23 protein-coding genes are annotated in these 24998 nt (G+C 61.9%); 12 read left to right on the plus strand and 11 right to left on the minus strand.

What is annotated here, in order from left to right; genetic code table 11:
* Window positions 1–137 precede the first annotated feature (137 nt).
* The 3 genes from PspCFBP13509_RS15750 (at window position 138) to PspCFBP13509_RS15760 (ending at window position 4589) form a co-directional block, all read left to right on the plus strand.
* Entirely contained in the window at window positions 138–2711 is a 2574-nt protein-coding gene (locus PspCFBP13509_RS15750) for a fimbria/pilus outer membrane usher protein (RefSeq protein ID WP_242001073.1), read from the plus strand.
* A gap of 64 nt (window positions 2712–2775) precedes the next feature.
* On the plus strand, window positions 2776–3810 hold the full coding sequence (locus tag PspCFBP13509_RS15755; RefSeq protein WP_137212303.1) for a fimbrial protein: 1035 nt from the start codon (window positions 2776–2778) through the stop codon (window positions 3808–3810).
* A complete protein-coding gene (locus PspCFBP13509_RS15760) occupies window positions 3807–4589 on the plus strand; it encodes a fimbrial biogenesis chaperone (RefSeq protein ID WP_137212304.1) in 783 nt (260 codons plus the stop codon). Before PspCFBP13509_RS15755 ends, PspCFBP13509_RS15760 begins: the two co-directional genes overlap by 4 nt.
* Here the strand turns inward: PspCFBP13509_RS15760 and rarD are convergent.
* From rarD to PspCFBP13509_RS15775, 3 genes are all read right to left on the minus strand, one after another.
* On the minus strand, window positions 4558–5439 hold the full coding sequence (rarD, locus tag PspCFBP13509_RS15765; protein WP_065927790.1) for an EamA family transporter RarD: 882 nt from the start codon (window positions 5437–5439) through the stop codon (window positions 4558–4560). The two genes, PspCFBP13509_RS15760 and rarD, sit on opposite strands and share 32 nt — an antisense overlap.
* 387 nt (window positions 5440–5826) lie before the next feature.
* On the minus strand, window positions 5827–6837 hold the full coding sequence (locus PspCFBP13509_RS15770) for an aldo/keto reductase (RefSeq protein ID WP_065927494.1): 1011 nt from the start codon (window positions 6835–6837) through the stop codon (window positions 5827–5829).
* A gap of 81 nt (window positions 6838–6918) precedes the next feature.
* The gene (locus PspCFBP13509_RS15775) at window positions 6919–7821 is read right to left on the minus strand and encodes a LysR family transcriptional regulator (protein WP_065927495.1); all 903 of its coding nucleotides are present in this window, start codon (window positions 7819–7821) and stop codon (window positions 6919–6921) included.
* 101 nt (window positions 7822–7922) lie between these two features.
* Between PspCFBP13509_RS15775 and PspCFBP13509_RS15780 the strand changes: the two genes are divergently transcribed.
* Complete coding sequence (locus tag PspCFBP13509_RS15780) at window positions 7923–8627, plus strand: SDR family oxidoreductase (protein ID WP_065927496.1); 705 nt, start codon at window positions 7923–7925, stop codon at window positions 8625–8627.
* 64 nt (window positions 8628–8691) lie between these two features.
* On the opposite strand, the gene PspCFBP13509_RS15785 is transcribed toward PspCFBP13509_RS15780, so the two are convergent.
* On the minus strand, window positions 8692–10002 hold the full coding sequence (locus tag PspCFBP13509_RS15785; protein ID WP_065927497.1) for an MFS transporter: 1311 nt from the start codon (window positions 10000–10002) through the stop codon (window positions 8692–8694).
* Between the two features lie 173 nt (window positions 10003–10175).
* Between PspCFBP13509_RS15785 and PspCFBP13509_RS15790 the strand changes: the two genes are divergently transcribed.
* From PspCFBP13509_RS15790 to PspCFBP13509_RS15815, 6 genes are all read left to right on the plus strand, one after another.
* A complete protein-coding gene (locus PspCFBP13509_RS15790; protein ID WP_065946969.1) occupies window positions 10176–11282 on the plus strand; it encodes a sugar diacid recognition domain-containing protein in 1107 nt (368 codons plus the stop codon).
* 91 nt (window positions 11283–11373) lie between these two features.
* Entirely contained in the window at window positions 11374–12513 is a 1140-nt protein-coding gene (locus PspCFBP13509_RS15795; RefSeq protein ID WP_137212305.1) for a glycerate kinase, read from the plus strand.
* 102 nt (window positions 12514–12615) lie between these two features.
* Window positions 12616–13890, plus strand: coding sequence for an AAA family ATPase (locus PspCFBP13509_RS15800; protein ID WP_065927500.1), 1275 nt, complete (start codon window positions 12616–12618; stop codon window positions 13888–13890).
* Window positions 13887–14606, plus strand: coding sequence for a hypothetical protein (locus PspCFBP13509_RS15805; protein ID WP_137212306.1), 720 nt, complete (start codon window positions 13887–13889; stop codon window positions 14604–14606). Before PspCFBP13509_RS15800 ends, PspCFBP13509_RS15805 begins: the two co-directional genes overlap by 4 nt.
* 64 nt (window positions 14607–14670) lie before the next feature.
* Window positions 14671–15735, plus strand: coding sequence for a DUF1176 domain-containing protein (locus tag PspCFBP13509_RS15810; protein ID WP_137212307.1), 1065 nt, complete (start codon window positions 14671–14673; stop codon window positions 15733–15735).
* Window positions 15736–15796: 61 nt separating this feature from the next.
* Window positions 15797–16309: a GNAT family N-acetyltransferase gene (locus tag PspCFBP13509_RS15815; RefSeq protein WP_065927503.1), complete on the plus strand. Its 513-nt coding sequence runs from the start codon at window positions 15797–15799 to the stop codon at window positions 16307–16309.
* Here PspCFBP13509_RS15815 and PspCFBP13509_RS15820 read toward each other — a convergent pair.
* The 3 genes from PspCFBP13509_RS15820 to ccoN form a co-directional block, all read right to left on the minus strand.
* Window positions 16306–16998 (minus strand): aspartate/glutamate racemase family protein, encoded by a 693-nt coding sequence (locus PspCFBP13509_RS15820; RefSeq protein ID WP_065927504.1) that lies wholly within the window; start codon window positions 16996–16998, stop codon window positions 16306–16308. The two genes, PspCFBP13509_RS15815 and PspCFBP13509_RS15820, sit on opposite strands and share 4 nt — an antisense overlap.
* Window positions 16999–17088: 90 nt before the next feature.
* Window positions 17089–17298: a hypothetical protein gene (locus tag PspCFBP13509_RS15825; protein ID WP_065946973.1), complete on the minus strand. Its 210-nt coding sequence runs from the start codon at window positions 17296–17298 to the stop codon at window positions 17089–17091.
* Window position 17299: 1 nt separating this feature from the next.
* Entirely contained in the window at window positions 17300–18727 is a 1428-nt protein-coding gene (gene ccoN / locus PspCFBP13509_RS15830; protein ID WP_137212308.1) for a cytochrome-c oxidase, cbb3-type subunit I, read from the minus strand.
* Between the two features lie 194 nt (window positions 18728–18921).
* Between ccoN and PspCFBP13509_RS15835 the strand changes: the two genes are divergently transcribed.
* Both PspCFBP13509_RS15835 and PspCFBP13509_RS15840 read left to right on the plus strand, forming a co-directional pair.
* Window positions 18922–19416, plus strand: coding sequence for a hypothetical protein (locus PspCFBP13509_RS15835; protein ID WP_065946974.1), 495 nt, complete (start codon window positions 18922–18924; stop codon window positions 19414–19416).
* A 134-nt stretch (window positions 19417–19550) separates the two neighbouring features.
* Entirely contained in the window at window positions 19551–20222 is a 672-nt protein-coding gene (locus PspCFBP13509_RS15840; RefSeq protein WP_065927508.1) for a DUF3313 domain-containing protein, read from the plus strand.
* A gap of 3 nt (window positions 20223–20225) precedes the next feature.
* On the opposite strand, the gene PspCFBP13509_RS15845 is transcribed toward PspCFBP13509_RS15840, so the two are convergent.
* From PspCFBP13509_RS15845 to PspCFBP13509_RS15860, 4 genes are all read right to left on the minus strand, one after another.
* Window positions 20226–21209 carry a DUF3829 domain-containing protein gene (locus PspCFBP13509_RS15845; protein ID WP_065927509.1) on the minus strand — a complete coding sequence of 328 codons (984 nt, stop codon included), beginning with the start codon at window positions 21207–21209 and terminating at the stop codon, window positions 20226–20228.
* The gene (locus tag PspCFBP13509_RS15850; RefSeq protein WP_137212309.1) at window positions 21206–22753 is read right to left on the minus strand and encodes a J domain-containing protein; all 1548 of its coding nucleotides are present in this window, start codon (window positions 22751–22753) and stop codon (window positions 21206–21208) included. The genes PspCFBP13509_RS15845 and PspCFBP13509_RS15850 overlap by 4 nt, the downstream gene beginning before the upstream one ends.
* 131 nt (window positions 22754–22884) lie before the next feature.
* Window positions 22885–24285 carry a DUF1254 domain-containing protein gene (locus PspCFBP13509_RS15855; RefSeq protein ID WP_065927511.1) on the minus strand — a complete coding sequence of 467 codons (1401 nt, stop codon included), beginning with the start codon at window positions 24283–24285 and terminating at the stop codon, window positions 22885–22887.
* A gap of 198 nt (window positions 24286–24483) precedes the next feature.
* Complete coding sequence (locus PspCFBP13509_RS15860; RefSeq protein WP_065927512.1) at window positions 24484–24849, minus strand: response regulator; 366 nt, start codon at window positions 24847–24849, stop codon at window positions 24484–24486.
* Window positions 24850–24998: the final 149 nt, after the last annotated feature.

Here is a 24998-nt window from a genome sequence, read left to right on the forward strand (position 1 = left end):
CAAACGTACATTTCCCAGCGTCCACTGAAGTCATAACTATGCCTAGTCACATCCAGGTAAGGGTGCATCGTTGCGCCCCGATTTTGCCATTCCAGCCTCGCACGATGATGTTGGGTGGTTTGATGAGTGCGGCCGTGATGGCAAGCGATGCCGCGCTTGCGTCTGAGTTGAGCTTTGATCTGAACGCATTCTCCAGTGGCCTGGCGTCGTCGGTCGACACGTCACGGTTCAACACCGGCAACCCGATGAGCCCCGGCCTGTACCGCGTAGATATCGTGGTCAACGGCCAGGCATTGGGCCGCAGGGAGGTGGAGTTCGTCGCAGCCCAGGCAAAGGCCGGTGCGCAGCCGTGCTTGAGTCGCGAAGTGTTGGAAAAGATCGGTATCGCGATGGATAAAGTCGATACCGAGGCCCATGGGCGCGAGGTCGGCAACCCTGCCGCAGCCGGCCAGTATTGCGGCGACCTGGGGCAGTGGATTCCGATGGCATCCAGCACCTTCGACCCGGGTGCGCTCGAGTTGGCCGCCAGCGTACCGCAGGCCTATATGAAGCGTTCCATGCGTGGCTACATCGACCCCGAGTCGCTGGATGAGGGGATTGCCGCAGGGTTGCTCAATTACAACTTCAGCACCAGCGCAGTCACCGCCGGTGAAGGTGACGGTCGTACTTACCTGGGCCTCAATGCGGGGATCAATCTGGGCGCCTGGCGCTTGCGGCACCAGGGCGCCCAGGCCTGGAGCAATCGCACAGGCTTCGAGACTTATCAGAACACGTCCACGTATGTGCAGCGCAGTATCATCCCCTGGCAGTCACAACTGACCCTGGGAGACACCTTCAGCAACGGACAGATCGTCGACGGGGTCCGCCTGCGGGGCGTGACCCTGGCCACCGATGACCGCATGCGCCCGCAGACGCAGCAAGGCTATGCACCGCAGGTACGGGGTGTCGCCGACAGTAATGCAACGGTCACGGTCAGCCAGAACGGCTACACCATTTATGAGACCACGGTGGCGCCTGGCCCCTTTGTCATCAGTGACCTGCATGCCACCGGTTACGGCGGTGATTTGATCGTCAGCGTGACCGAAGTCGACGGGCGTCGGAACACCTTCGTCGTGCCGTACTCAGTGGCCCCGCAACTGCTGCGGGCCGACACGACAAAATACAGCGCCACCCTGGGTGAGGTGCAGCAAAAGGGCATCGATGCCAATGGGGCGAGCGTCTTTCAAGGCACTCTGCAACACGGCTTGACCGATGACCTGACGGTGTATGGCGGCGGCAGTCTTTCCAAAGGCTATGAGCAGGGAAAGGTCGGTGTTGCGTTGAATACGCCCGTCGGCGCGTTTTCGCTGGACACCGCCACCTCACGTACCGCGGTGCCAGAGCATGGACGCCTGACCGGGCAAAGCCTCGGGCTTGGCTACAACAAAAGCCTGCCGGCATCGGGTACGCATTTTGCGCTGGGAGCGTATCGATTCTCCACAGAGGGATACCTGAACCTTCCGGATGCCCTGAATGTGCGTGAGATCGCGAGCCGCTCCGGTGATGTCAACGGCTATGCCCGGCAAAAAAGCCGGCTCGACCTGACCATCAGCCAGCAACTGGGCATCGGCACCTTGAGCCTGTACGGCAGCTCTGTCGACTATTGGGGCGGGAACGAGGGCCGCCAGGTTTCATTCACCGCCAGCTACGGCTCGACCTGGAACAAGCTCAACTGGAACCTTTCGGCACAACGTTCCAGGGTCCAGGACACGCGACAACTGACCCAAAGCGAGCTCAGTGACGATGTGTTCTTCGGGCGTATCGGCCAACCTGGGCGCATCGATAACCGCTACATGCTCACACTGTCGATGCCCCTGGGGAGCGAGTCGAGGTCGCCGACGATCAATACTTCGCTGTCCCGGGATACCGGCGATACACGGGGCAGCCAGCAGCAGGTGGGCATCAACGGCTTCCTGGGCGAGAACGCCGAGGTCAACTACGGTGTTTCCGCCCACCGTGCGACCAGTGAAGGCAAACACTCCAGCCAGTTCAACACCTATGCGGGTTATCGCACCGATGCCACCCACCTGCGCGCCGGATATGGCCAGAGCCGCGATAGCTCGCAGCTTTCGTTCGGCGCCGACGGCGGGGTAGTCGTGCACGCCGACGGTGTGGCGTTCTCGCAAAGCCTGGGCGAAGCCTCGGCGCTGGTCCATGTGCCGGGAGCCGAAGGCGCTCGGCTTGGCGGCGGCGGCGGTACACGGGTCAACAGCAAGGGATACGCCGTCGTGCCCAATCTGACGGCGTTCCAGAACAATACGGTGGAGATCGATCCGGAAGGCATGTCGCTGGATGTGGAGCTTCAGGAATCGACCCGCAACGTCGTACCGACCTCGGGTGCGGTATCGCTGGTCAAGTTCGACACGGTCAACGGCCGGGCAGTGGTGGTCAAGGGCGTTCGCGAGAATGGCAGCCCGCTGCCATTTGCCGCACAGGTATTCGATGGGCAAGGGCGTGAGGTCGGTGTGGTGGGGCAGGCCAGTAAAGCCTTCGTCCGGGACATCCCGCAGGAAGGCCGCCTGACCGTCAAGTGGGGCAGCAAAATCGCCGAGCAGTGCGATATCCACTATCACATGCCGCCGGCGACCGCCGGCCAGCGACAGGTCACTACCGACTTCATGCAAGGGGTATGCGTGGCGAGCCAGGCTCGCCAGGTGGCAGGCCAGCCATGAGCGAGCGCCGATTCATGATTGATGCGATGCATGACTTATCCGATATGACAGAGGTGTTGTTTTCATGACTAGGTTTTCGCTTGTCAGCGTGGTGCTGGGAGGATGGATGGTGGCGCTGGAAGCTCAAGCGATCATCTGCGCCCCCGGCCCGTCGGTGAATATTACTATTCCCCCGATCACCGTTGCGGCCGGGCAACAGGTAGGGCAAGTGATAGGGGCCGCCAGCGGCTATCGCTTTGACAGCCCTCCAGCATCTGCGCTTCGGTGTACCACAGGCATTGCTTTTGGGGCACAGGCCAGGCTGGCGCTGGTCAATAGCCCGCCGACGGGCCGGACATTTTCCGCTAACGGGCTTTCAATGCCAGTGCATGCCACCAATGTACCTGGGGTCGGGTTTGCCTTGATGGCGAGGGACCCGAATCGGCCGTTCATGCCTATCAACACGGCAGGTGTCACACTGATTGTTGGAGATATCAGGGCAAGGCCCATCGTCCTCGGGCTTGATACCCGTATCTATTTTGTAGCCACGGGCCCCATCACCGGCGGCACGATCGCCGCCAGGAACCTTGCACGGTATACGATCACCGGCACGCCCATCAGCGGCGCCGGTTATTACGCGGTGAACTTCTCCAATATCACGATCAATGCGCCCCGCAAACCCACCTGCAGCGTCACCACGCCTTCGGTTGCAATGCCCATGCCGGCCGTGGCTGCACGCGACTTTCGCGGGGTGGGCAGCTTCGCCGGCAGCGTGACCCGCAACATCACACTGTCATGTGCGGGCGGCACCAGCGGCGCTACGCGTGACGTATTTATCACGGTGACAGACCAGACCACGCCGGCCAATCGCAGCGATGTGTTGTCCCTGACCCCGACCTCCGTGGCCAGCGGCGTCGCACTGCAATTACTGCGGGGGAGCACACTGGTGCGTTACGGCGCTGACTCCACGACCATTGGCAACCCGAACCAGTGGCTGGTCGGCACAACCGGCAATGCAACCGTGCAGATTCCTTTGACCGCACGTTATATCCAGACGGGCTCATCGATCCGGCCCGGCAGCGCGAACGGGTTGGCGTCCTTCACAATGAGCTACCGATGAGCATCGCGCTGTGGAGCAGGGGCCTTGGCGTGCTGATGAGCCTGCAGGCGATCGTCGCGCAGGGTGAAATCGTGATTGACCGCACACGTGTCATCTATCCGGGCGCCGCGCGCGCGGTGGTGATCAACCTGCACAACGAGGCTGACAGTCCGCGCCTGGTGCAGGCGTGGATCGATGACGGCGATGCGGCGGCGGCGCCCGAAAACAGTGATGTGCCGTTCACGATTACGCCACCCATCGTTCGCATGAATGCAAGCACCGGACGCGCCTTGCGGGTCATGCATTATCAAACGCCGAAGCCGATGGCTGACCGGGAGTCGGTGTACTGGCTGAACGTGCTGGCAATCAGGCCGAGCGTTGAGGCCTCGGCTGAAACCAACGTCCTGCAATTTGCCTTTCGTACGCGGATCAAGCTTTTCCTCCGGCCCGCCGAACTGCCGGGGCAGGTGCAGGACGCGGCTCATGCGCTGCAATGGTCCGTAAGCGGTGGAGGCGAGGCGGGGTTGGAGGTGCTTAACCCCACGCCCTATCACGTGACCTTGTCCGGGGTGGTACTGACACTCCGCGCAGTGGAGCATCGCAGCGAAGATCCGCCGATGGTCGCGCCCTATGGGACTGCACGGATTGCGATGCCCGGGCTGCCTCACGAGGGCCTGACCGGTACGCAAGTACAGTTCACCACCCTGGACGATGAGGGTGCCATTCAGCACCATCAGGCGCTGTTGCGGCCTGTCGCCTGTTCGTCGCTCAAGCCCTGCGCTGACGCACCAGGTGCTTGACCCCTTCGAACACCAGGACCATGACCGCGATCCAGATCGGGATGTAGGTCAACCATTCGCCGGCCTTGATGCCTTCACCCAGCAGCAGCGCCACCACCAGCAACAGCACCGGCTCGACATAACTGAGCAGTCCGAACAGGCTGAACGCCAGCAGGCGGCTGGCGATGATATAGCTCACGAGCGCCGAGGCGCTGATCAGGCCCAGCATCGGGATCAACCCGTACAGCTTGGGGTGGGCATCCATCACCGCAAAGCCCTGTTCGCCGCTTTGCACAAACCACCAGGCCACCGGCAGCATGAGCGCCATGTCCAGCCACAGTCCGCCCAGGTGGTCGGTCTTGAGGTATCTGCGCGCAATGAAATACAGCGGGTAACCGATGATCACCACCAGCGTCGCCCAGGAGAACCCGCCGGCCTGGAACAACTCGTTGAGTACCCCGAGGCCGGCAAAAAACACCGCGATCTTTTGCAGGTAGGACAACTGTTCGCCCCATACCAGGCGCCCGGTCAGCACCATGGTCAGCGGCAGCAGGAAGTAACCCACCGATACATCCAGGCTGCGCCCGTTCAGCGGCGCCCACATGAACAACCACAACTGCACGCCCAGCAACGCCGACGACAACACCACACCGCCGATCAGCCGAGGCTTGGCCGCCAGCACTCGCAGCAATTCCCAGACCCGCCGCCATTCGCCGCTGACGATCATGAACACCGTCATGCACGGTACGGTCAGCAACATGCGCCAGCCGAAAATTTCCAGGCCGCTCAATGGCGTCAGCAATGACGTGAAGTAATACATCACGGCAAACAACACCGAGGCCGACACCGATAACACAACACCTTTAGACACGCTGTCCTCGCGAAAACCGATTTCAAACAAGTAGGGGAGTTTCAACAGGGGGATTATGGTGCTTTTGAAGCGGGAAGGGCGCGCTGTTTTGGGGCGTTTTCAGGAAAATGTCTCGCTGCCGCTGTCTGGGTCTGCCTGGTAGGGGCAGTCGGGGTGTTGTGGTGGTGGTGGTGGTGGTGGTGGTGGTGGTGGTGGTAGTAGTGGTGAGCGGGCTTGCCCCGCGCTGGGCTGCGAAGCAGCCCCAATAACTGGCGACGAGGTTTTCCTGGAAAAACGCGACGGCTTTAAAGGGCTGCTGCGCAGCCCAGCGCGGGGCAAGCCCGCTCACCACAGCAAGCCCGCTCACCACAGTAAGGCCGCTCCGCAACCCTTACTTGGTCAAACAGGCTATGCGCGCGCCACTCGGCCCGAGACAAAATGGCCCACATCGTTGAACCCCGGCGTAGAGGAATGCCCCGGCGTTACCAACGAATCAATGAACGCTTCATCCTCAGCCGTGATCTTCACGTCCAGCGCGCCGGTGTAGGCATCCCACTGCGCCTCGGTGCGCGGCCCCACGATCGCCGAGCTCACCGCCGCGTTGTTCAGCACCCAGGCGATGGCAAACTCGACAATGCCCACGCCACGGCCCTGGGTGTATTGCTGGATCTGCTGGGCGATGCGCAACGACTCCACGCGCCATTCGGTTTCCAGGATGCGCTTGTCCTGGCGTGCCGCACGGCTGCCGGCTTCGGGTGTCACGTCCGGTGCGTACTTGCCGCTGAGCACGCCGCGCGCCAGTGGGCTGTAAGGCACGACGCCCAGGCCGTACGCGGCAGCGGCGGTGATCTGTTCGACTTCAGCCTGGCGGTTGACGATGTTGTACAACGGCTGGCTGATCACCGGTTTGTCCACGCCCAGGCGTTCGGCGACGCGGATCACCTCGGCAATCCGCCAGCCGCGATAGTTGGACAGGCCCCAGTAGCGGATCTTGCCCTGGCGAATCAGGTCGCCGATGGCCGATACCGTCACCTCCAGCGGGGTGTCGTGATCTTCGCGGTGCAGGTAGTAGATGTCGAGGTAGTCGGTATCGAGACGGGTGAGGCTGGCTTCCAGCGCGTTGAAGATGCGCTTGCGGCTCAGGCCACTGCGGTTGGGCAGGCCCTCGGTGGGGCCAATGGCGACTTTCGACGCCACCACCCAATCCTGACGATGGCGAGCGATGGCCTCGCCGACGATTTCCTCGGAGCGCCCGCCGGTGTAGACATCCGCCGTGTCGATAAAATTGATGCCCTGGTCCCAGGCCTTGTCGATGATGCGCAGCGAGTCCTCGGTGTGGGTCTGTTCGCCAAACATCATGGTGCCCAGGGTCAAGGCGCTGACCTTCAAACCGGACTGGCCCAATGTGCGGTAAATCATGCAAAGCTCCTTGCAGCTGTGAGACGTGACCTATGCAATACCAGAGTCGCAGGCTCTGGAACAAGCCCTGCGGGCGTTTCTTCATGCACTCAGCAAGGCCTGGCAACGCCCTTGCAGAAATCGGTGCAGCACTTTCACCCGCTCCGACACTTGCAGGCGGTGCGGGCACATCAGGTTGAACGGGGTGGGTTCGCCCTGCCAGTCCGGCAGCAGTTGTACCAGCCGTCCGGCCTTGAGGTCCCGGGCGATGTCGAGATTGGCTTTGTAGGCAATCCCGTGGCCAGCCAGCGCCCAGCGCCGCACAATTTCACCGTCATCGCTCAGGTAGTCGCCCGTCACTTCGACTTCCTGCAACCTAGTGCCCTGGCGAAAGTACCAGGTGCTGTTGGCCCGGCCCTGGCGCATGTACCGCAGCGTATTGTGCTGCGCCAACTCCGCCGGGGTGCGCGGCGTGCCGTGGCGCGCCAGGTAGTCGGGGCTGGCGCAGGGCAGGCGTTGGTGATCGGGCACCACCGGCAGCGCCACCAGGCTGGAGTCCCGTGGGACGCCGAAGCGCAGGGCGATGTCGACGGTGTCGCGGAACAGGTCGGCATTGCTGTCGTTGAGCAGTAGTTGCAGGCGGATGTGCGGGTGTTCCAGCTTGAACTCATCCAGCCAGCCCAGCACCACATTACGGCCGAAATCCGAGGGCGCGGCCAACTGCAACAAGCCGGTCAGGCCCTGGCTCTGCTGCTTGAGCGCTTGCTCGCCTTCGGCCAAGGCGGCCAGGGCCTCGCGCACGCTGTCGAGGTAGCGCCGGCCTTCTTCGGTCAGGCGCATGCTGCGGGTGGAGCGTGCCAGCAGGCGGGTACCCAAGCGGGTTTCCAGGCGCTTGAGGGCAATGCTGGCCGCTGCGGGGGTCAGGCCGAGCCCGCGTGCGGCGGCAGACAGGCTGCCGGTGTCGGCGGTGCGTGCGAACACTTCGAGGTCGAGGATTGAGCTCATTTGTAAAAATCCCTTAAAGATCCTGTCGTTTTACCGGGATTTTTCATTGATTGCCAAGCTGGGAAGATGAACGCTCACTTTCTGACCCAGGACACTTCCCCATGAATTCCTCACTCAACGGCAAAACGGTCATCGTCATCGGCGGCAGCAGCGGCATCGGTGCAGCCGTGGCCAAGGCCGCAGCCGCACGCGGTGCCCAGGTGGTGCTGGCGGGGCGGCGCCTATCGTCGGGCCGCGATAACGGCCTGCGCAGCGAACCAGTGGACGTCACCGACGCCGCGTCCCTGCAACGGTTGTTCGAAACCGTCGGGCGGTTTGACCATCTGGTGTACACCTCCGGCCCCGCGGTGCGCGCCAAGGCCTTGGCCGAAACCGACCTGGGCGAGGCCCAGGACAACTTCAACGTGAAACTCTGGGGCGCCTTGCGGGCGATCCAGCACGCGCTGCCTTTCCTCGATGAGCACGGCAGCATCAGCCTGACCTCCGGGCAACTGGGGCGCAAATTGGCACCGGGGCAGTTCATCAAAGTCGGTATCAACGCCGCCACTGAAGCCCTGGGCAAGCAGTTGGCCAAGGAGCTGGCGCCGCGTCGGGTCAACGTGGTGAGTCCCGGCGTGATTGATACCCCGGCGTATGCGGGGTTGGCCGAGGACCAGCGCCTGGCGATGTTTGCCAAGGCAGGTGGCGCGCTGCCGGTGGGGCGCGTGGGGCAGGCCGAGGAAGTGGCGGCGGGGTATGTGCTGGCCATGGAAAATGGCTACATGACCGGCGCTGTCATTGATATCGACGGCGGCGGCCTGCTGTAAACGCAGGCTAAATGTGGGAGGGGGCAAGTCGAATCGTCGCACCGCCCCTCCCACATGGACCGCGTTATACCTTCAAGGTCCGCGTCATCCGCAACGCCAGCACACTGCCCGCCACAATCACCGCCGCCAGCAGGTACAACGCCACATCCGTGGACCCGGTGGCATCCTTCACAAAACCGACGATATACGGGCTGAGGAAGCCGGCCATCTGGCCCATGGAGTTGATCAGCGCCAGGCCGCCAGCGGCTGCGCCTGCGCTGAGCATGGCGGTCGGCACCGGCCAGAACATCGGCAGGCCGGTGAGGGCGCCCATGGTGGCGATGGTCAGGCCGAGGATAGCGATGGCCGGGGTGGTGGCGAAATTCACCGCGATCACCAGGCCGATGGCGCCCATCAGCATCGGCACCACCAAGTGCCAGCGACGCTCCTTGCGCAAGTCCGCCGAGCGGCCCACCAGCAACATGAACACCGCTGCCAGCAGATACGGAATCGCACTGAGCCAGCCGATCACCAGGTTATCGCTGAAGCCCAGGTTCTTGATGATCGACGGCAGCCAGAAGTTGATGGCGTATACGCCACTCTGGATGCAGAAGTAGATCAGGCCGAACGCCCAGATCGCCGGGTTCTTGAACACTGCGGCGAGTGAATCGGTGGTGGTTTTCGGCTTGTTGGCCAGGTCGGTGGCCTGATCGGCTTCCAGCACGGCGCGCTCGTGGGGCTTGAGCCACTTGGCATGGGCAAAGCTGTCGCTGAGCAGGAAGTAGGCGAGGGCGCCGAGGATCACGGTCGGGATGCCTTGCAGCAGGAACATCCACTGCCAGCCCGCCAGGCCGCCCTGGCCGGCGGCGAAGTGGTTGAGGATCCAGCCGGAAAACGGGCTGCCAAGCAAACCGGACACCGGGATCGCCGACATGAACAGCGCCATGATCCGCCCACGGCGGAACGTCGGGAACCACTGCGAGAGGTACAGCACCACACCGGGGAAGAAGCCGGCTTCAGCCGCACCGGTAAACAGGCGTAAGGTGTAGAAATGCGTCGGCGTGGTGACGAACAGCAGGCAGGTGGACAGTGTGCCCCAGACGATCATCATCAAGGCAATCCAGCGCCGTGGACCGAACCTGGTCAGCGCCAGGTTGCTCGGCACGCCGCACAGCACGTAGCCGATAAAGAAGATCCCGGCGCCCAGGCCGTATACGGTTTCGCTGAATTTCAGCGCATCGAGCATCTGCAATTTGGCAAAGCCAACGTTGACCCGGTCGAGGTAGTTGAACAGATAGCAGATGAAAATGAAGGGGATCAGGCGCAGGGTAATGCGCTTGTAGATGGCGTTTTTATCGTCATCGGTGGCCAGTGTGACAGCGGCGCTCTGTGACATGGGAATCTCTCTTTATTATGATTTTTTGCGATGCGAGGGTAACGTTGATCGCCCAACGAGTCTCGGCCACGTGGCGGGGTGCTGTCTTTGTGCTTGCGCACAGTGATGCATGCTTTGCGCTGTGCCGATGAACAACCACGCTTTCAAGGACTTCCTTTCAAGGAGATGGCCGCATGTTCGAGCTGGATCATGACCTGGCGCAGGATATCGTCAATCGCACCATGGCGATCCTGCCCTATAACGTCAACGTCATGGACAGCCAGGGCCTGATCCTCGGCAGCGGCGAACCCGAGCGCATCAACACCCGCCACGAAGGCGCGCAACTGGTACTGGCCAACGGTCGCGTGGTCGAGATCGACGGGCAGACCGCCAAGCACCTCAAGGGCGTGCAGCCGGGCATTAACCTGCCGCTGATGCACGATCAGCGCTTGATTGGCGTGCTGGGCATCACTGGCGAGCCGGAGGGCTTGCGCACGTACGCCGAGCTGGTGCGCATGACCGCCGAGATGCTGGTCAGCCACCGGCATCAGCAGGTCGAGCAACAGTGGCGACGCCAGCGCTGCGACGATCTATTGGCCTTGTTGCTGGCCGACGGTGGCGACTCACCGCGCCTGATTGATGAAGCCCGGCAATTGGGCCTCAAGCCGCAGCTGGCGCGCACGCCGTACCTGTTCGAACTGGGCGCGGGGCAATCAGCGGAGGCCTTGAGTACCTGGTTGACGTCGCGTTACCCGGACAGCTGGTGTGTCAGCTCGGCGCAGTTTTCCCTGTTGTGGTGCCGGCCTGCCGCCGTGCCCGTCGACAATCCGCGCCTGTTGGAAAAACTCGAAGGCCTGGGCTGGACTATCCTGCGTGTGGCCGTGGGCGGGCAGGCCGATGGGCTGGCGGGGCTGCGCCGGTGTTATCGCCGGGTCGGCGATTTGCTGGCGTACGGTCGCGATGTACTGCCGCACTCGCGGCTGTTGACCCTCAACCGCTACCGCCTGCCCGTGATGCTCTGGCGTCATCGCAACGACGATGCCCTCGACGAACTGCTCAATCCCTTGCGCAAGGTGCTGGCCAAGGACAGCAACGGCCAACTCCTGGCCACGCTACGCAGTTGGTGCGAACACGACGGGCAAAGCCAGGCCTGTGCCGACGCCCTCGGCATTCACCGCAACAGCCTGCGTTACCGTATGGAGCGCATCGCCGAACTCAGCGGCGTCGACCCGCTGACCCTGGATGGGATGTTGGCGCTGTACCTCGGCGTGCAGTTATTGCCCCAGGCTTTGTCGGAATGAACAACAAACCTTACTCGTACTTGTGCATCGGACCGGCGTCAGCGGCGGTGCCAACTGGCAGCATGGGCGTGATAAAAACCGGAGAAAGCCCATGAAAATCATCATCGCACCCGACTCGTTCAAGGACAGCCTGAGTGCCGAGGGCGTCGCCCAGGCCATTGCCGCAGGGTTGGCGCAGGTCTGGCCGGACGCACAGCTGATCCAGTGCCCGATGGCGGACGGTGGTGAAGGCACGGTGGACGCGGTGCTCGCCGCCTGTAACGGCCAATTGCGCCGCCAGGCGGTATGTGGCCCTCTGGGCGGTACGGTTGAAGCACGTTGGGGCTGGTTGGCTGACAGCCACACCGCGATTATCGAAATGGCCGAAGCCAGCGGCCTGCAATTGGTAGCGCCAGGCCAGCGCGATGCGTGCACCAGCAGCACCTACGGCACCGGCGAGCTGATTCGCGCGGCCCTGGACCTGGGTGCCCAGCGCATCATTCTGGCAATTGGCGGCAGCGCCACCAACGACGGCGGCGCGGGGGCGATGCAAGCCCTGGGCGTGCAACTGTTCGACGCTGCGGAACAGGCCTTGCCGCCCGGAGGCCTGGCCTTGTCACGGCTGGCGCATATCAACCTGGAAAAACTCGACCCGCGCCTGGCCCAGGTACGCTTTGAAATCGCCGCCGATGTGAACAACCCACTGTGCGGCCCCCACGGCGCCTCGGCGATTTTCGGCCCGCAAAAAGGCGCCAGCCCCGGGCAGGTGCAACAACTGGACGCCGCCCTCTCCCACTTCGCCGATCACTGCGCCAAGGTCCTGCCCAAGGACGTGCGCGACGAGCCCGGCAGCGGCGCCGCCGGTGGCCTGGGTTTCGCAGCCAAGGCGTTCCTCGGCGCGCAGTTCCGCGCGGGCGTGGAAGTCGTTGCCGAACTGGTGGGCCTTGACGAAGCCGTACGCGACGCCGACCTGGTCATCACCGGCGAAGGCCGCTTCGACGCCCAGACCCTGCGCGGCAAAACCCCCTTCGGCGTGGCCCGCATCGCCCGGCAACACGGCGTACCGGTGATTGTCATCGCCGGCACCCTGGGCGACGGCTACGAGCAGATGTACGCCCATGGCGTGGCAGCGGCGTTTGCCTTGCCGAGCGGCCCGATAAGCCTGGAGCAGGCCTGCAGCGAGGCGCCGCGTTTGCTGCGCGAGCGCGCGGCGGATATTGCGCGGGTGTGGCGTGTGGCTGCGCGGGGCTGAGAGAGGCAGCCCTCGGCGCCGTGACACAGCTGTCGATAATTACTATGATCCGTGCATTCTTTTAAGACTGGCTGACCTGGCCGGACACGTTGGAAGCCGATCATGCAGATCAAGCGTTTTACTCTCGTCAATTTTCGCGGCATCGAGCACATGGAGCTCGACTTCGAGGGTAAGAAGACTGTTGCTTTGGTGGGCGTCAATGGGGTGGGCAAGTCTTCGATTCTGGATGCGTTGGCGATTACGCTTTCGAATTTGACGGCGCGGATTGTTAATCAGGCTTCGAAGTCCAGAGCAATATCAAAAGATGACATCAAGACTGGCGCTGAATACACACGACTGAAGGTTGTCGTCGGGTTCCAAGATGAGCACGATGTCGATTGGGCAATAGCACTTAACCGAAAATCAGGAAAACACCCCAAGGAACGTAGTAGTGATTTGGCTTTGGTGAAAGAGACGGCTGCGTCTTTTGAAATCAATGCCCTTCACTACGAGCTCATTGGTGACAAGCCTATTCAGTTGCCTCTTGCAGTTTATTACGACGTTCATCGGGCTGTTTTAGATGTTCCGTTACGTGTTCGTGAGCGTTTGGTGAACACAATCGATGAAGGTTACGACGACGCACTTGGTCATGGCGGCGCTGACTTTAAAAGATTTTTCATCTGGTTTCGCAACCAGGAAGATCTCGAAAATGAAATTAGTCGAGACCTTCCAGGATTCCGTGACCATGAGCTTTCAGCAGTTCGGCGAGCAATTGAAATATTCACAGGATTCAAGGACATTCGAGTACGTCGCAAGCCAACACTTAGGATGACCGTTCTCAAAGGTAACCTCGAATTCAACGTCCTGCAGCTTTCGGATGGAGAGAAATGCTTGTTGGCAATGGTTGGCGATTTGGCTCGAAGACTTACATTGTTAAATCGCGAAGTGCCTGACCCATTGGAGGGCAAAGGTGTCGTCCTTATTGACGAGTTGGATCTTCACCTTCATCCAGGTTGGCAACGCACCGTTGTCGCCAAGTTGGAACGAACATTTCCCAACTGCCAATTCATCATTACCACCCACTCCCCGCAAATATTGGGTGAACTTCCTGCTGAGGCGGTGATGCTGCTCAAGGAAGGCAAGTATATCGGTCATCCGGAGCGCTCACTGGGCCTTCGAAGTGGTGAGGTCATAGAGGAACTGATGGGGGAATTGGCCCAAAACCAAAACGTCAGCCAGCAACTCAGAACAATCTACCGTGACCTCGACGACGACAATCTTGAATCCGCCCAGGCTAAACTCGCGAAACTGCGCGAACAGGTCGGCAAAATCCCTGATGTCCTTGAAGCCCAAGCCAGTATTGACTCTCTGAGGTCGCTAGAAGAGGGCGGTGCGTGAGGTCTATCAAAAAAGGCGCCGAGCCACGGGCGCTGATTGAATGGAAAAGAGAAAACCGCAATACGCCGCATAACCTTTACTACGGCAAGGGAAGCAGCTTTCCGAGCGAGCCCGTTCGCCAGGCGCTCTTGAAGGAGCAGTTCCATTTATGCGCGTACACCTTGCGGCGGTTGCCCACTGCGACCGAATGCCAAATAAAGGGGCAGGGCACACAATTCAGTTGCCACATTGAGCATGTCCTTGCACAAACGCATCACGAGGCTGACAGCATCGCCTACGACAATTTGGTGGCGTGTTATCCCTCCAGCCAAACCAAGATGGCTTGTGGTTATGGTGCCGTGGAAAAAGCTGACTACGACGTGGCCCGAAAGCCCTTCGTTTCTCCGCTGTCAGCCAATGTCGGGCGCCAGTTTCGATACTCCAGTGATGGCTACGTAGAAGGTCTGACGCCTGACGCTGTTGCCACCGTCGAGGTCCTTAAGCTCAATCACCCGACGCTGGTAAACGATAGGGCCGCCGTTGTCAGAGGCCGATTGCGACCACGTGGTACTCCGATCACTGCCGCTGCTGCCCGGCGCCTGGCAGACGAAGTCAACTCACCCGATGCCCAGCATTGCCTCCCCGAATACTGCCAGGCACTCAAGCAACAGGCCGAACGTCACGCACAGCGTCTCGAAAAGTACGCAGCCCGTGTTCGTGGCCAAGCCAGGCCCTGAGTACTACCGTCTTAAACAGTGAACATGGGACAATCCGCGTCATTTTTCGACACGGAGAGTCCCCATGCTGCGCCCCGTACTCCTGGCCCTGCTGCTGACCGGCACCGCCACCCATGCCTTCGCTCAACCGCCCGCTGAAACCGTACCGCTGCTACGGGAAATCAAGAATTGGGTCACCGGGTGCGACAACCTGCGCAATTGCCATGCCCTCAGCGCGCCCAGTGGCGTCGATGAAGAAGACTACAGCTCCCTGACCTTACATATCTGGCATCAGGCCGGTCCCGAAGGGTATCTGCGCTTGCGCTTCGACCACCGCGGCGAAGCGCTGGACCTGTCGACCTTGCTGTTGGACGGTCAGCCGCTGGGCCTGGAGCTGACCCGGGATCTGCATGTGGAACTGGACGATCAGGGCGGCGATCCCGAGGTGCAGTCTTACGGCGTGATCGAGGACGCTGCGGCGCGGCGCTGGTTGCAGCGTTTGCGCAATGGCCAGCGCCTGCAATTGCCGGGCGACGAACAGGCCCATGTGTCGCTGAGCGGCCTGAGCGCTTCGCTGCTGTTGATGGATGCGGTGCAGGGGCGGGTGGATAACGTGACGGCCCTGGCACGCCCCGGAAAAGCGCCGGCCCGTGAGGTGCCGCCACGTTTGCCGACACCGGTGTTGCGCAAGTTCCCTGCGCCGCCGGCGTTGACCGCGCAGGAACAGGCCGGCCTGGTGACCGCCGCGTTGCAGGCCGTGACGCCGGAGGAGGGTGAGCCCGAGGCAAAGGCCGGGGCGCTGACGGCGCAACAGGCGATGACGGTGGTGCGTTACGACTGCGCGGCCTACAACTGTGAGTTCGACGTGGTCAGCCGCCAGCGTCAGGCGCCCTATGCGCAAACGCCGCTGGCGCTTGAGCCCTTGCCGTTGGACGGCGCTGCGCTGCAAGGCTCGGTGGGCTATGACGAAGCCACCGGCACCTTGAGTTATTTCTACAAGCAGCGTGGCATCGGTGACTGTGGCGGCGGTGGTGTCTGGGTGTTTGACGGCAAGGCGTTCCAGCTCAGTGAATTTCATAGCATGCCGCGCTGCACCGGTGTCGGTTACGGCGACTGGCCGTCGTTATGGACGACCGTGCCGGCGCCCTAGCCAGGGAGCAGGCACGGCCTCTACACTGGTCGGCCACGTGTCTTTCAAAGGATGAAACACCATGCACGCACCTGAACCCCATATCGTGATCCAGCGCTTTACCGAGGCCCACCTTGACGGTGTGGCGGCGCTCTATAACGAACCGGCCGTGTGCCGGCAGGTGCTGCAGATGCCGTTCCAGTCGGTGGATGTCTGGCGCAAACGCCTGGTCACCGACAACGAGCGGCGCCTGCAACTGGTGGCGGTGCACGGCGGCGAGGTGATCGGCCAACTGGGCCTGGAACAGTACCTGCGCGTGCGCCAGGCCCATGTCGGTTCGTTCGGCATGGGCGTGGCGACGGCCTGGCAGGGCAAGGGCGTAGGCTCGCGGCTGTTGACGGCCGCGCTGGACGTGGCCGACAACTGGATGAACCTGCACCGGGTGGAACTCACGGTGTACGCCGACAACGAAGCCGCGCACCACCTGTACCGCAAGTTCGGCTTCGAGGTCGAAGGGCGCTTGCGTGACTACGCCCTGCGCGATGGGGTGTTTGTCGACACCCTGAGCATGGCGCGCCTGCGCCAGTCGGCTTAACCCTCCAGCGCAAACGCCACCGCAGCCTGCGCATGCAGCTCGGTGGTGTCCAGCAGCGGCAGGTCGCTGTGTTCGGGTTTGACCAGCAGGCTGATTTCCGTGCAGCCGAGGATGACGGCCTGGGCACCCCGTGCGGCCAGGGACTCGATGACCCGCAGATAAACCTGGCGTGATGCATCGCTGATCACGCCGACGCACAACTCCTCATAGATGATCCGGTGCACGGCGCGGCGCTCCTCCGCGTCCGGCACCAGCACAGTGAGGCCCTGGGCGGCCAGGCGCGACGTGAGAAAATCCTGCTCCATGGTGAACGCGGTGCCGAGCAAGCCGACGGTCAGGGTGCCGGCTGCCACCGCCGCCGCAGCGGCCGCATCGGCGATATGCAGGAAGGGAATCGACACCGCCGCCTCGATACGCGGCGCCACCAAGTGCATGGTGTTGGTACACAACACCACGCATTCGGCGCCGCCGGCCTGCAAACGGCGCGCGGCGTCTTCCAGGATCAGCGCGGTGTCATCCCAACGCCCGGCGTGCTGGGCCTGTTCCACCGGGCCGAAGTCCACGCTGTACATCAACACCTGGGCCGAGCGCAGCGGGCCGAGCTGGTCGCGCACGCGCTGGTTGATGATGCGGTAGTACTCGGCGCTGGACTCCCAGCTCATGCCGCCGATAAGGCCGATGGTGCGCATGTGATGCTCCTGACAGGGAAAGTCGCTTCACCTTACCCATCAGCCGCTGAATAGTCATACGCAGTTGCCCGCCAAATGACCGGAGCAGTTTCACATGTCCAGGTTGCCCCATCCCGGCCGGGGTTGCTCCGCGGCAATGGCGTGGATGGGTTTACCCGTGGCCTGCTCCACGCGCCGCGCCACCTCCGGGTCGTCGGCGAACGGCAACATGCTGGCTTCGTCCAGGCTCGTCTCGGACTGCCCGCGCAGGCAATACTCCACCGCAGCGTACAGGCACACCACGATCAGCACGCTCCACATATCAGGCGATCCGCGCATCGAGCCGGGCCACGTTCAAGTCTGCGACCCGCACCGTGCGCCAAGTGTTGTAGGCCATCAGCAACATGCCCGTGAGGAAAAACACGCCCCCCGCAAACCGCACCACAAACCCCGGATGGCTGGCCTGCAAGGCTTCGACAAACGAGTAGGTGAGGGTGCCGTCGTCGTTTACCGCGCGCCACATCAGGCCTTGGGTGATGCCGTTGACCCACATCGAGGCGATGTACAGCGCCGTGCCGATGGTTGCCAGCCAGAAGTGCAGGTTGATCAGCGCCACGCTGTGCATCTGCTCGCGGCCGAACAGCTTGGGGATCATGTGGTACAGCGAGCCAAAGGTGATCATCGCCACCCAGCCCAGGGCACCGGCGTGTACGTGGCCGATGGTCCAGTCGGTGTAGTGGGAGAGGGCGTTGACGGTCTTGATCGCCATCATCGGACCTTCGAAGGTCGACATGCCATAGAACGCCAGGGACAGCACCAGGAAGCGCAGGATCGGGTCGGTGCGCAGCTTATGCCAGGCACCGGACAAGGTCATCATGCCGTTGATCATGCCGCCCCAGCTCGGGGCCAGCAGGATCAGCGACATGGCCATGCCCAGTGACTGCGCCCAGTCGGGCAAGGCGGTGTAGTGCAAATGGTGCGGGCCGGCCCAGATGTACAGGGTGATCAGCGCCCAGAAGTGCACGATGGACAGGCGATAGGAGTACACCGGCCGGCCCACCTGCTTGGGTACGAAGTAATACATCATCCCCAGGAAACCGGTGGTGAGGAAAAAGCCCACGGCGTTATGCCCGTACCACCACTGCACCATGGCATCGGTCGCGCCGGAATACACCGGGTAGGACTTGAACCAATCCACCGGGATCGCCAGGTGATTGACCACGTGCAACATGGCGATCACCAGGATAAACGCGCCGAAAAACCAGTTGCCCACGTAGATATGCCGGGTCTTGCGCCTTACCACCGTGGTGAAGAACACAATGGCGTAGGCCACCCACACCACGGTCATCCACACCGCGCCGGAAAACTCGATCTCGGCGTATTCCTTGGTGGTGGTGTAGCCCAGGGGCAGGCTGACCAGCATGATCACGATCACCGACTGCCAGCCCCAGAAGGTAAACGCGGCGAGGCGGTCGGAAAACAGGCGCACCTGGCAGGTCCGTTGCACCGCATAGTAGCTGGCGGCAAATTGCGCACTGCCGGCGAAGCCAAAGATCACCAGGCTGGTGTGCAACGGCCGCAACCGGCCGAACGTGGTCCAGGGCAGGTCCAGGTTCATCTGCGGCCAGACCAGTTGCGAGGCGATCCACACGCCCATGGCCATACCCACCACGCCCCACACAAGGGTGGCGATCACGAATTGGCGGACGACTTTATAGTTATAGGCCTGCCCGGTTATTGCTGTGCTCATGCTTAGTCCTCCCACGGTTCCAAGTGGCGGGCACTGTAGGAAACGCGGGAAAAACAAAACAGGCTCAGAAAAACCTCATTACAGCGGATCAGTCGACAAGCACGCCCACTGGCCTGTCAGCGTTAATCGTACGGTGAGTGGCCGCATCTGCCATGATCGGGCATCGCAACCTGGCACACCCAAGGAAATCTGCAATGGACGATGTACAGCAACTGGGCGAGATGCTTCGTCATTACGCCGATAGCGAAGCGCACAAGAAGCAGCAGTTCGATGTGCAGTCGGCGCGCTGGACGCACAAGCTCGACGAGCTGTTCGGGCAGATCGAGCAATGGCTGGAGCCGGTCAAGACTGTCGGCCTGCTGGAGGTGCACCGTGAAGCCTATGTCGCCAGCGGGCCGGGCGTACCGGTGGAGACCTCGACCTTCAAGACCGAAAAGCTGCTGGTGCAGATCACCGGTAAGACCGTGGAGTTCGTGCCTGAAGTCATGGGCGTGGGCGGTTTGATCTCGGTGTCGGTGATGGGCCTGACCGCTGCCCGCCACGGCAGTGTGTCGCTGGTGCTGCCGGCCGACAAAAACGACTGGCTGTGGAAGAAAACAAATGGCCTCAAAGACCCGGACACCTTTGGCTTTGACGCCAATTTCCTGGCTACGCAGTTGCAGAGCCTGATCCCGCGCGAACGCGGCTGAGGGGCTCCCGCTTCGCGCAACGTCGATGGGGGACGCCGGTGTGTCAGACACTGGGTGGAAATACGCATTTTTTTCCCAGGATTGGCTATACCTACAGCTCCATGTTTCGATGATGATCGCCAGGGAGTTCAATGATGAAACTAAGGCTAATGATCAGTACGCTGTGCGTGGCCTCCATCGCAATGGCCGGCTGCGCCAGCAAGGTCACCCAACCGGACGAGTACTCAGGCTTTCTGTCCGACTACAGCCAACTCAAGGAAGCCAAGTCGCCTTCGGGGGGCGAGGTGATGCGCTGGGTAGACCCCCAACTCGACCTGAGCCGCTATACCGCGGTGTATATCGAACCGACGCAGTTCTACCCCAAGCCCCAGGCCACCACGAAAATCCCCGACAGCACCCTCAATGGCATCAACACCTACTTCAACCAGGCGCTCAAGCGTGAGCTGGGCAAATCACTGCCCCTGGCCAACGGGCCCGGCCCCGGTGTGATGGTGGTACGTGCGGCGATCACCGCCGTCAGCAGCAAGACCGAAGGCCTCAAACCCTATGAATTCGTGCCCGTGGCCCTGGTGGCGGCAGCGGTGAGTACCGGTACCGGCATCCGAGACCAGGAAACCACCCTGGGCACCGAGGCGCAGTTCCTCGATGGTGCCAGTGGCAAGGTGCTCGCCCAAGTGGTGCGCAAGGGCACGGGCAAGCCGCTGTCCAACGACTCGCAGGTGATGAAGGCCGATGACGTGAAAGGCGTGATCGATGGCTGGGCGTCGGACCTGCATCAGTCGTATGTGAAGCTGAAAAAACACTAGGGACTAGAACGCATTCCTGGCGGGTTTGTTGTAGTAGCTGAGCAGGGCGTCGTAGCGACGGGTGATGAGGTAGTAGTCATCGCTCAGTTGCTGTGGTGGGGCGTGTTCCCGCCAGTCCTGATGCAGGGTGCGCAACGCCTGGAGGTACGCGTCGGCTGACGCGCGGGTGGCGTACCAGAGGTGAGTGGCTTCATCCTCCCGTTTGCTGCGCGGCATTTTCACCAGGAAGTCCTTGCTGGCATCGCTGGCCTGTTGCAGCGTCTCGGTCAAGCTGAGCAGTTGCTGAGGCGTCAGGCTGGCGTCGCGTACACCCTGGTCAATCTGGTTCATCGCCTGGCGGGCGGCGATCATATGGTTGAGCAGGTGCCAATGCAGGTCCCGGCCGAAGCGCGATTCGAGTCGCTCCAGCTGTGCCGGGCGCAAACGGAGGTCTTCGTCCTGCAAATAGTTGCGTAATTCGGCGGATGCCCGCAGGTATTCTTCGCCCCGCTGGGCCAGTTGCTCCTCCAGACTCTTGTTCATGGCCTGTGCCACAAACTGGCGTATGTTCGACGGCATACCTTCGGTTTGTATCGGGTCAACCATGTCTGCCAGCGAGGTGAATTTATTCAGCTTGTCGGCATACACCGTGGCGAGAGTACCGAGGTGGCTTCCGGGCTGCTGGCGCTCCAGTTTGAGTGTGTACAACTGCGAACAGACCGCCGCTTGGATAAGGCGCGGTTCAGGCTCATCACGGTCGCCAAATTTATCCTGGGTGGGTGCTTCGGGCTGTGTCGAACGCATACGGTAGTACGCCAGGCGCGTATCGCGATCAATGCGGTTCACGCAGTCAATGATCGGCGCCAGTGCGCTGGCCGTTGCGGTGGAAGGGCTGTCCCGTTGGTCGAGCCATAATTGCACGCGTTGCAGGGGTTTGGTGGCGCCGGCCACACCGAGCAATCCCAGGCCCAATACCAGGCTGATGGGTAACAACCATTTCGGATTCATTGCGCGGCCTCCTGGCCATACCACTGTGCCTGGGTGGCGGGCGCCTGACAGTCGGGGGCGGTGCGAGGCATGCGGCTGCACAGGCGTTCGGGCCACTGTTGCAGGCCCTGGTTACGGGTCACGTGTTGCTGGTTGTCGAGCACCTTCAAGCCGGCGTACAGCACAATCCCACTGGTCACCAACAGCACCATGCCCAGGGCCGTCCAGCGCGGGTGGCGGGCGGTCCAGGGGGTGTGGCTGTTCATGAAGGGTCGCTTGATGACGCCGATAACCGCCAGGGTCGCGACCAGCGCCAGGCTGGCAAACGGGCCGAAGGCGTAACCCAGCGCTGCGGCAAGGACCAGCCCTGGCAGCAGGTCCCGTATCGGCAACAACGGCAGGTGAGTAGGGCTGAGCCAGCGCGGCAGGTGCTCACTGAGTCGTTCATCGAGCACGCGGTACTGATGAGCCAGCGGGCGCCAGACCTGCCAAGCCAATCCGGCGCCTATCACGGCGCCCAACGCCCACAGCAGGCCGTAGCCCAAGGTCGGCAGCACATTGCCGGCCAGGGGCTCGGCATTCACCAGCACGCCCACCAGGCAGCTCAATACCAGTGCGACAATCCAGGGCCAGGTGTCCATGGTCGTGTCCCAGCCTTGCCAGAAATACACGGTACCGCCGGGCATCGCTTCGGCTTCGGCCACATGGTCGGCGTAGATATCTGCGCTGAGTGCCTGGCAGGCTTTCCAGTCATGATCATCGAAGCGTTGGGCGAAGGCACGGCGCTGACCCAGGCTCATCGGTGCCAATAGCAGCCGGGCGGCACGTTGTTGCGGGCTGTTGGGCGCTTCGGCTGCCAGTGCCCGTTGGCGTGCCATGAAGACCGGGCCTTGCTGGCGTTGCAACAGCCGCGCCCAATCCCCCGCCGGGCAGTCGTGACCGGCGCCGCCATGCCAGTGCTGGCCGGCGCACACCGCGTCGAACACTGCGCTCGACCAGTAGTGACTCTGTGCAAGCAGGCGGGCCAGCCATTGGTTGAACCACTCGGCATGGGGATGATTGTTCACCCAGGGATGTTCGGAACGTGCGGCATAGGCAGCCAGGAAAGCGGCCTCGTCCTTTTGCTCAAGGGCCTGGCGAAAGGGTTGCTGCAACGCGCTGCGGTGCTTGCGCTCGAGTCTTTCGATCAGCTCGCCGGGCAACTCCAGGCGCTGCCAGGCCGTCAGCCAGTTGAAGGTTTCAAAGGCCCAGCGGGTGTCCTCGGGGTTGAGATGCCCCTCGATGTCGCGTAACAACAGCTGGATTTCAAAGTGCAGCGCATTGCCATGGGCCATGGCTGCCTGGTAGTGGTCGGCAAGGCCGTCGCCCAGGATGTCGATGACCACTTCGTCAGCTTCCTGCTGCCCCTGGCTCCACTCCAGCGCGGCCTCATAGGCTTCGCGCAGGCGCTGGAAACCCTCGGGGTCATCATCCGGCCGGGTTTTCTTCAGCAGGGCGGCGTATTGGCGCTTGATCGCGCGGCTATCGGCATCCGGGGCCAGGCCGAGGAGATTCCAGCAAGTCATGTGCAGTGCAACTCCATAGACAATCGCGCGCACGTTACCCGTTTTACAGGTTGATAAACCAGCGGTAGTAGGGGGTAGGGCTCGTGGTAGGACTGGCCCGGTCCAGCCCTGCGGCGACCGGGCACGCGGTGTTACTTGAGCGGCGTCAACGGCGGCAGTTTCCACTGGCCGTTACCCACCTCAGGCGTGGGCAGGTAAATCCGCAGGATTGCGTAGAACGGACCGGGTGGGGCCGGCAACCAGTTGCTCTGCTCGGCTTTTGGCGGCTCGTGGTGCTGCAGGGCCAGGGTCAGGCCGCCATCGGCGTCGCGCTTGAGGCCGGACAGCATGTGCGAGTTGATCAGGTAGCGTTTCTTGTGGTTGGGCACCAGTTGCTTGGTCTTGGCGTCGTACATGGTCAGGGACCAGAACGCATCGGCCGGTGGCAACTGGTCCTTGGCGAAATGCACGGTGTAGCTGTGGCGTGCGCCGTTGGCAGGCTTGCCCTCGCTGTCGATGACGTAGCTCAGGTACGCGACCTCATCGCCGGAGTTACCGAAAATCCCCATGTCCGCACCGGCGTAGCGGTACAGGTAGTTGTTGTTCAGGTGGTCGCGGCTGCCGTACAAATCGGCACTGGAGACTTGATGCGTGTCGACCTTGTCCTTTTTGAACGCGGCAAACTCGGCGCGGGCATCGGAGATACCGTCTTCCAGGGCCTTGCGCTGTTCAGCGGTCAACGCCTTGACCTTGAAGGGCGCGCCTGGGGCGATACCGATCTTGGCGAAACGCGCCAGCAGGTCTTTCTCGCTGTCCTGGGGCGCGGCGAAGGCCAGCATGAAGTTCAGGTAGCGAAACAGTTGCGGACCTTCGGTCATGGTCGCCATGGGCTTGGGCCACTCCACTTTCGGAGCCTTGGCCGGCGCGGCTTGCTTCACGTAGCTGCTCAGTGACTGCACTTTGTAGCCGTTCTGGATCTGCTTGACCTTGTTCAGGTCCTTCTCGTCGAACAACTGCGTACGGTAGAGGGCGTAGGCGATGTTGCTTTCGCTGTACACCACACGGTCCACGTTGACCGGTTGCTGACCTTTCCAGTCAGGGCCGGCGATCATGTAGTGGCCGCCGTTGTTGCCGGTGCTGCGGGTGCCCAGGTAGGCGATGTTCTGTGTGTAGAGATCGATCAACTGCACCGAGTAATAACGGTTGTCTTCGATCCTGGGCAGTGTCAGAACCTGAGGCTCGCTGCGCAGGTCCAGCCAGACGAAGGAGTAGGGCGTGTCCAGGTTCGGGGTGACGACCGCGGTGTCCTTGGGGGTGAACACCTGAGCTGTATTGCCGATATGGTTGAACGGCGCCTTGAAGTTGGCGCCGCCCTTGTCGACGGCCTGGGTGTAGAGCGTCTTGTACATCTCCACCACTGGGTAGCCATACAGGTAGGCTTCCTTGGCGATGGCCCGGGCTTCGCTGGGGGTGGCGGTGAAATCGGCCCAGGCGCCGGTACTCATGAGTATCGAGAGGCTCGCCAACAGCAGGCGCGTCGGTTTTCCAATCATGTTGTCGCGTCCTTCCAAAGTGCGTTTGACTGACGGGGAATAAAGGCGATGAGTTTCCTGTTTTATTTCCCGAACGTCACGTTAATCCCTGCGAATTATGCGAACTCATCAATGCCGATCCGTACGGCGGCTTGAACCTGTGGGTAAAGACGCACAAATAGCCGCCTCGATGGGCTGCACTGTGTAAAAGAGGGGGGGTCAGGCGGCAGGCAGCATCGATTTGACTTTGTCGCGCAATTGATCGATGGAGAACGGCTTGGCGATCACCTGCATGCCGGCGGGCACATCGATGTTCTCGGCATAGCCGCTGGCAAACAGGATCGGCAGGGTGGGCCGCACTTCACGCACCTTGGCTGCCAATTGCTTACCGTCCATATCCGGTAGGCCGACGTCGGTCATCATCAGGTCGATGTGCTGCGCGGCATTTTCGACAATCTTCAAGGCTTCTTCAGCGTCGGCAGCTTCAAGCACCAGGAACTCCAACTCTTCGAGCACATCAACGATCAACATGCGCACGATGGCATCGTCTTCGACGACAAGGAGGGTGGAGGGGGCTGCGGACATAATGAGGGTTCCCGAAAAAATGGAGGTGCAGGTCTTTAGCGGTTGAAAGACCATTCTCTAATGAGTCGCGTCAATCTCGGCAAGTTCCGTTGGCGCGGGCATTGTGACGGGAATGGAGGAAAATGTCGCGTTAACCACGAGGGGCCGCG

The organism is Pseudomonas sp. CFBP13509 (assembly GCF_005233485.1).
GTDB lineage: Bacteria > Pseudomonadota > Gammaproteobacteria > Pseudomonadales > Pseudomonadaceae > Aquipseudomonas > Aquipseudomonas marginalis.